Here is a 1529-nt window from a genome sequence, read left to right on the forward strand (position 1 = left end):
CTAGCAGGCTGTTGAAGAAGTCAGGCGCGCTCGCAGACGAAGCCTGAATCGTCGGCATTGTGGATGTAGAAGTGGCCGACGAGGCGACCCGCGGTGCCGATCATCGCCCATCCGCGACCGCAAGCAGGATCGCCTTCGTCGTGTCCCTCCCACGAGAATTCCGCGCAGGCCGAGCCGTCTCGCGCGCCGTAGCGGACATCAAGGAAGCCTTTGAGGGCGCCGAAGCCGATCTCGCCGTCCGCCGCGCCCTTGAAGATCAGATGCGCCTCTTCGACGAGATCGAGGAAATCGTTGTCCCAGACATCCATTTCGACGATACGCCAGCGACCCGCAAAGGCCTTGGCGATGGCTGGAACCTTGGCCATGTCAGTTGCTCCCAGCGATGAGCTTCGGCAGCCGCACCAGATTGTGGCGGCGGCAGCGAAGGTGAAGCCCCATCCGACGCGGTCCCGGCCGCGGAACTTGGTTTGGCGCTGACCGGCGACCGTCTTGATCCAGCCGAACGCCTCTTCAATGCGCTTGCGAATACGCTGACTGACAGCATAGCGGCTATGCCGGGTGGTGCGCCCGTCGATGGCCGAACTACGGCCGCTCGTGTTCTGCGCTACATGCGGCGTCACCCTCATCGAGCGCAGCTCATTGACGAAGTCTTCCGCGTCGTAGGCCTTGTCGGCGCCGAGCATGATCGCGGCTGGCTGGTCGGCGCAAGGCTCGATCATGTGCAACGCCGCCACCCGCTCGGCGTGCCCGTCGGCCAGCGTCAGGCAGGCATCGACCAGCAGGCCGTGGCGGTTCTCCATCAAGCCATGTCCCATGAAGCATAGCTTCGTCTCCTTGCCTTTCCCCTTGCGGTAGAGCCTGGCGTCAGGATCGGTGGTTGAGGCATGCGTCTCGTTCGATCGTTTCTGGCCATGGAAGTCCGCTTCGGCGTTGCGCCCGCCGCCCTCAGACGGCGGCTCGCCAGAGCCGTCCTTCGGCTTGACGCTCTTCATCGACGCCCACGCCTCGATCAGCGTTCCGTCGACCGAGAAGTGATCGGTCGACAGAAGCCTCTTCACCCTGGGCTGGGCCAGCACCGCCGCCAGGAACTTCGCCGCGATGTCGCCCTCAAGCAGCCGGTCGCGGTTCTTGGAGAACACCAAATGGTCCCACGCCGCGTCGTCGACGCCGATGCCGACGAACCAGCGGAACAGAAGGTCGTATTCCAGCCGCTCCATCAACAGCCGCTCCGAGCGGATCGAATAGAACGCCTGCAACAGCATCGCCGCAGCAGCTTCTCCGGCGGGATCGATGGCCTCCGATCGGCGAATACAGCGCCGCGAAGTCCCGCTCCAGCGTCGACAGCGCTTCGCTCACGATTAACCGGATCGTCCGCAACGGATGATTGCGCCGCACCCGCGCATCAAGGTCAACATAGCTGAACAGTTCGCCAGTTCGATCGTTGCCGCCGCGCACTCGTCACCTCCGAATCCCTTCGGAAACCAGTGAATCACCGCTGCGGTCCGGTGGCGAGTGCCTATTTCAACAGC

The 1529-nt window shown here is 63.8% G+C and carries 1 protein-coding gene and 1 pseudogene; both read right to left on the reverse strand.

The window, feature by feature from the left end:
* Positions 1 to 20 precede the first annotated feature (20 nt).
* Positions 21 to 365 carry a hypothetical protein gene (locus P9272_RS35770; protein ID WP_278164909.1) on the reverse strand — a complete coding sequence of 115 codons (345 nt, stop codon included), beginning with the start codon at positions 363 to 365 and terminating at the stop codon, positions 21 to 23.
* Position 366: 1 nt separating this feature from the next.
* Positions 367 to 1455, reverse strand: a pseudogene (locus P9272_RS35775) (IS5 family transposase).
* Positions 1456 to 1529 lie beyond the last annotated feature (74 nt).

Source organism: Mesorhizobium sp. WSM4976 (assembly GCF_029625685.1).
Taxonomy (GTDB): Bacteria; Pseudomonadota; Alphaproteobacteria; order Rhizobiales; family Rhizobiaceae; genus Mesorhizobium.